The sequence below is a fragment of the Streptomyces sp. NPDC058964 genome, from assembly GCF_042741275.1.
GTDB lineage: Bacteria > Actinomycetota > Actinomycetes > Streptomycetales > Streptomycetaceae > Streptomyces.
This window is the reverse complement of sequence record NZ_JBHYKH010000597.1, coordinates 1-5122: the sequence shown is the minus strand read 5'-3', so window position 1 is coordinate 5122 and position 5122 is coordinate 1. Positions and strand designations below refer to the sequence as shown.

The 5122-nt window shown below is 73.3% G+C and carries 5 protein-coding genes and 3 pseudogenes; 3 read left to right on the top strand and 5 right to left on the bottom strand.

Annotated elements, in window-relative coordinates; genetic code table 11:
* Positions 1-220, top strand: a pseudogene (locus tag ACFW2E_RS41130) (hypothetical protein); the annotation flags it as partial.
* Here the strand turns inward: ACFW2E_RS41130 and ACFW2E_RS41125 are convergent.
* The 4 genes from ACFW2E_RS41125 to ACFW2E_RS41110 all read right to left on the bottom strand — a co-directional run bounded on the left by ACFW2E_RS41125 (position 217) and on the right by ACFW2E_RS41110 (position 3220).
* Positions 217-1863, bottom strand: coding sequence for an RICIN domain-containing protein (locus tag ACFW2E_RS41125; protein ID WP_384475517.1), 1647 nt, complete (start codon positions 1861-1863; stop codon positions 217-219). The pseudogene ACFW2E_RS41130 and the gene ACFW2E_RS41125 sit on opposite strands and share 4 nt — an antisense overlap.
* Positions 1864-2336: 473 nt before the next feature.
* On the bottom strand, positions 2337-2714 hold the full coding sequence (locus ACFW2E_RS41120; RefSeq protein ID WP_384475514.1) for a toxin Doc: 378 nt from the start codon (positions 2712-2714) through the stop codon (positions 2337-2339).
* 3 nt (positions 2715-2717) lie between these two features.
* On the bottom strand, positions 2718-2957 hold the full coding sequence (locus ACFW2E_RS41115) for a hypothetical protein (RefSeq protein ID WP_384475511.1): 240 nt from the start codon (positions 2955-2957) through the stop codon (positions 2718-2720).
* A gap of 104 nt (positions 2958-3061) precedes the next feature.
* The gene (locus ACFW2E_RS41110) at positions 3062-3220 is read right to left on the bottom strand and encodes a hypothetical protein (protein WP_384475520.1); all 159 of its coding nucleotides are present in this window, start codon (positions 3218-3220) and stop codon (positions 3062-3064) included.
* On the opposite strand from ACFW2E_RS41110, the pseudogene ACFW2E_RS41105 reads away from it, so the two are divergent.
* Both ACFW2E_RS41105 and ACFW2E_RS41100 read left to right on the top strand, forming a co-directional pair.
* Positions 3153-3540: pseudogene (locus ACFW2E_RS41105) on the top strand (methylated-DNA--[protein]-cysteine S-methyltransferase). The gene ACFW2E_RS41110 and the pseudogene ACFW2E_RS41105 sit on opposite strands and share 68 nt — an antisense overlap.
* Positions 3537-4254: pseudogene (locus tag ACFW2E_RS41100) on the top strand (2OG-Fe(II) oxygenase). Before ACFW2E_RS41105 ends, ACFW2E_RS41100 begins: the two co-directional pseudogenes overlap by 4 nt.
* 13 nt (positions 4255-4267) lie before the next feature.
* Here the strand turns inward: ACFW2E_RS41100 and ACFW2E_RS41095 are convergent.
* Positions 4268-5122, bottom strand: an 855-nt coding sequence (locus ACFW2E_RS41095) for a glycoside hydrolase family 9 protein (protein ID WP_384475508.1), incomplete at its 5' end; no start/stop codon positions are given.

The following is a 5122-nucleotide window of genomic DNA, read 5'->3' as shown; positions in this document are numbered from 1 at the left end:
CCCCGCGAGGTATCTGGGACCCGGGCCCGGGCGTGAGAGACTGGTTATGTCCCCCGCAGCGACAGCCCCGGCCCTCCGGCTGCTGGGCGCCCCCAACGTGGTGCTGTCGCCCCACGTCGGCGGCGTCACCCGCGAGACCCTGATACGGATCGCGCTGGCCGCCGTCCAGAACGTCACCGGGTTCCTGGCGGGGAACCCGCCGCGAGATGTGGTGAACTAGCCCGCCGAGTCCGGGTCCGGCAGCCGCGCGGGACGGGCCGACGGCCCGCCGGCCCCGGCGATCGACAGCGAACCGTGGCCCGCCGACGGCGGATCGGTCAGCCAGCGCTGACCGGTGGAGCCGTCGCGGACCTTGACGACGATGTCGGCCCCGGCGTTCTCACCCGCGGACGCCAGGGCGAGGGTCTCGTCCCAGCGGGGCAGCAACTCGCCCTGGACGGTGAGGTCGTAGCGCACGTCGTCGCCCCGCTCGGACTTCTTGTCCGCGCAGGTGCCGAGGATCACCACGCCCGCGTCCGCGTGCGAGTCCAGGCACAGACCGCTGACGGCGGCACTGCGCAACTGCCCGTCCGTCTCGTACGCCCACTGCTGGGCCGCCGCCGACGAGCACGCCGACAGCACCACAGCAGCCCCCTTTCTCGGCTTGCCGTCGATGTCGAGGCACAGATCGGCGGCCGCGTTCCGCAGCCGCGTCCACCGGGTCGTGGCGGGCAGCCCGGAGGCGGAGGCCGCGGGCGGGGACTGGGTGCCGGCGCCGGGCACGGTGCCGCGGGAGCCGGAGGCGCCGGTGGAGGCGACCGGGGCGGTGCTGTCGCCGCCGTCCGGCCACACGCTCACGGCGAGGACGGTCGCGAGCAGTCCGGCACCCGCGATGCCGACACCGGTGAGCAGCGTCCTGGACGACCAGGGCTCCCCCGGAGTGCGGCGCACGGGTGCGGGGATCCGTGCCAGCAGGCCGTTCCGCGACCTCCCGCGCCGGCGTCCGCCGCCGCGCCGGGAGTCGGACCGGGTACGGGCGCCCGCCGAACCCGTGCGGCCCGGGCGCGAGTCGACGTAGCGGCGGGCTCCCCAGCCGAGCACCGCTTCGGCGAGCAGGATGCCCGGACCGGCCTCGACATGGCCCAGCTGCTCGGCGGCGTACCGGCAGTACGGACACTGCGCCAGGTGCGCCTGGACGTCCGGCAGCAGTGCTCCGCCGCGCCGGATCGGCACGTCGAGAAGGCGGTTGTAGAAGCGGCAGTCCTTGGTCGGCGCGAGTTCCCGGTGGGCGCGTACACACCCCTCGCGGAATTTGTCCCGGGCCTGTGCGAGTGCGGCGGTCGCGGTGTCCGGGTCCATGCCCAGCAGACCGGCGGGCACGTTTATCGGCTCCGCCTCGACCTCACTGTGCCACAGCAGGCACTGCGCGAACGGCGGAAGGCCCTGGAATGCCCGCTCCGCGAGTTTACGGTTTTCGGGGGTCATGGACTTCAGGGCGCGCATGCCGCGGCCCCCGGCGGGTTTCCCCAGGTCCGGCAGAACCTCGGATATTCGGTCCTCGGCGGACCAGTTGGCGACGGTGTCCCGGACGGCGACCAGCAGCCGGGGCCGGATCGCCTCGGCCGACTCGCCCAGCACCAGCCGGTCGAGCATCTGGTGGAAGGCGGTGGCCGTGACCATGTGGGCGAGCGGGCCGCGGGTGGCGAGGCAGACGACCGCGTACTCGTGGGCCGGCTGCCAGTGCCGCGCCATCAGCAGAGCGACGGACCGGGAGGCCACGGCGTCCGAGCCGGCCCGCAGCGGGGCGGCGAGAGCCTCGTCGGATTCTCCTGTCACCGCGCCGGGCGGCGGATAGGGAGGACGAGGGGGGTGGGGGGTTGGCACGGAGCGGGTTCCTTTGTTGCGTATGGTGCTGCGTATTTGGTGCGTACCTATTCGGTGCGCGGAGCGGGAATTCACCGGTCTCTCGTCGGGCCGGGCTCCTCAATCGTGGAATGAGTCCCGGCACTTTACCGCCCGCACAGGAGGCTCACCTTTCCACAACTTCCTCACGGCCAACAAGGCGCCCGTTGGACATCGACAGGTTTGAAAGAAAGTCAGAAATCGCGTCGGCGCACGCTCCTCGCACTTGCTTTCGACATTCCATGCGCCCCGTGTGAAGGATCCGCACGCGGCGGCCCGTCGCGCACGCTCCCGGCACGGGCCACCGGGTAGTGCACTGGGAACCGGTCCTTCTCGGAGGCCCCGCGCAGGACGGCGGCTCTCCCGCGCGAAACCGGCCGCCGGCCCCGTTCCTCCCGCCCTCGGCCGGCGGCCCCGGGGGGCGGGGCCACTTCCCCCGCCGGCCGGGGCGGGGGTCAGATCTGCCAGGACCGCAGCCGGTCGGCGGCGCCGTACACGTCCGTCTTGCCGGAGATCAGGTCGCGGGCCAGGTCCACGAGGGCGCCGTAGGGCGGGTCGATGCCGACGCCGCTGACGAACATGTAGGCCACGGCGGTCGCGCAGGCGAAGCGGGCGTTGGCCGACGGCAGGGGCTTGAGCAGGGCGAGGGTGTGCAGCAGCGCGGCGGCCCGCCAGGCCGGATCGGAGTCCACCCCGAGGCGGGGCGGGTCGACCCGGTGCCGGGCGACGGCGGCGACCAGCGCGGAGAAGTCGTTGATGGTGGGCTGGTCCGGCAGCACTTCCTCGTGGCGCTGGAGCAGCCAGGGCACGTCTATGTGCACGACGGGCGGCATCGGTCAGGCGCCCTCGCGCTTCGTGAACGGTTCGTCGTCGGGGAACGCGGCCGCGAACTCGTCGGCGTGCGCCGCGAAGAAACGGCGGAAGGCCTCGGCCCCCTCCTGCAGCGCGCGGTGCCGGGCGATGTCGGCTGCGGCCGCCTCGCGCACCAGGGCCTTCATCGACGTCCCGCGCTCCTTGGCGATCTGCCGTAGGTCCTCTAGCTCGCGCTCGCTGAACTCCACGTTGAGAGCTGGCATGGCCATACGGTACCGCTCGGGTACTCGACCGTAAATATCCGCAGGTCAAGACATACGCCCAGCGGTACCTACGACGGTCGAGCAGCACGTCCGTCTTCCGCCGGTCACGGGGTGCGCGCGGCGCAGACTCGGACTGCGGAAGCCGCCGCGAGCAAGGAGGACACCATGACCGCGCACACCATGACCGCGTACACCGTGCACGACAGCCCGCTGGGCGAGTTGCTGCTGACCGGCGAGGAGTCGGCCGGCGGCGTGACGCTCACCTCACTGTCCATGCCGGGGCAGCGGGGCGCCCCCCTCGTCCGGTCCGGCTGGTGGCGCGACGACGGGCGACATCCCGTACGGCACCACGACGACGTACGGCGCACTGGCCGAGCGGCTGGGCCTGCCACGGGCCGGAGTGCGGGCGCTCGGGGCGGCGGTGGGCGCCGATCCGCCGCTGCTGGTCCGCCCCTGCCATCGGGTGATCGGAGCGGACGGTTCGCTGCGCGGCTACGCGGCCGGCGTCGAGCGCACGGTACGGCTGCTCACGCACGAGGGCGCGCCGCCGCCGGCCCTCGTCCGACGGAAGGAGGCGCGATGACGCTCACGCCCGACGAGGCCGGCCGTCGCGTGGCCGGCACCGACTGGACCGCGCCGGCCGAGGAACTGGACACGTACGGCAGCGCGCCGACGGAGCCGCTGCTGCCCCCCGCCGAGTGCCGCGAACCGGCCGCCCTGTACGAGAAGCCGGAGCTGTTCCGCACGACGGTCGACCTGGCCCGGCACCGGTTCGGTGCCGGCGAGTACCGCTATTTCACCCACGACCTGCCCGCCCCCGTGGCCGCGCTGCCTGCCGAGCTCCATCCGCGGCTGCTGCCGGTCGCCCGGGACTGGGCGGCCCGGCTGGACCGGCCCGCGCCCTGGCCCGACTCACGGCGGGACTGGCTGGCGCGCTGCCACGCGGCCGGCCAGGACCGGTCGGCGCAGATCCTGCTGAGCTACGGTCCGGGCGACTGGAACGCCCTGCACCGCGACGTGTTCGGAGAGCCGGTCTTCCCGCTGCAGGTGGTCGTCGCCCTCGACGAGCACGGCACCGACTGCACCGGCGGCGAGTTCCTGATGGTGGAGCAGCGGTCGCGGGCCCCGTCGAGGGGCACCGCGACCGTCCTGCGGCAGGGCACGGGCTGGCGTTCACCACCCGGGACCGCCCGGTACGCACCGAGCGCGGCCGGCCGGTGCGATGCGGCACGGGGTCGGCACCGTACGCTCCGGCCGACGGCGGACACTGGGGCTGGTGTTCCACGACGCGTCGTGACGGAACGGCGGCCCTACCCCTGGTCGGCCACGAACGACGCCATCCAGGCCAGGGCCGCGTTCCAGTTGACCGCCGTCTCGTTCGTCGACCAGGACTGGATGTCGTCGATGTAGCAGAACTGGCCCACGCAGCCCTGCAGCCTGCTCTGTGCGTAGGGGTCCTGGATGCTCGAGTTGGCGCCTCCGGCGAGGGTGCCCCGGGGCGGGTTCGGGAGCTCGGGGTCGAGTTCGTGGGCGTACCAGCGGCTGTGCTGACGGTGGGAGCCGACCTCGCCGTAGCCGGTGACGTACGAGATGTTCAGGGCGTTGCGGCCGAGGATGTAGTCCATGCTCTGCACCGCTCCGTCGCGGTACCGGGCGGCGCCGGTGAGGTCGTAGGCGGTGGCGATGACGTGGGCGTTGTTGAGGATCTGGGCGTTGGAGCCCCAGTCGTAGAGGTTGTGGTCCGGTGCGTACGGCATTCCGTAGGGCTGTGACCGCAGGGTCGCCAGATAGGTGTCGGCGGCCCTGATCACCGACCGGCGCACCTCGTCCCGGCCGGGCAGCTTGTTCGGGACGGTCGCCAGGTCGAGCCGGCCCGCCGCCGCGGTACGGCCCCAGTCGAAGCCGAGGGCGCCGAAGATGTCGGCCGTGTGCACCGGGGAGCCGAGGATGTGGTCGGCGAACTGCTTCTCCCCGGTGCTGAGGTACAGCTCGGCGGCCGCCCAGTAGAACTCGTCGGACGCGTCGGTGTCGGGGTAGGCGCCGCCGCCGGTGCCGTCGGCGGGGTCGGGGTAGACCTCGGGATGGGCGAGGGCCGCCGCCCAGGCCTTGCGGGCGGCGGGGAGGGCCCTCGCCGCGAACGCCCGGTCGTAGGGCCGGTACAGACG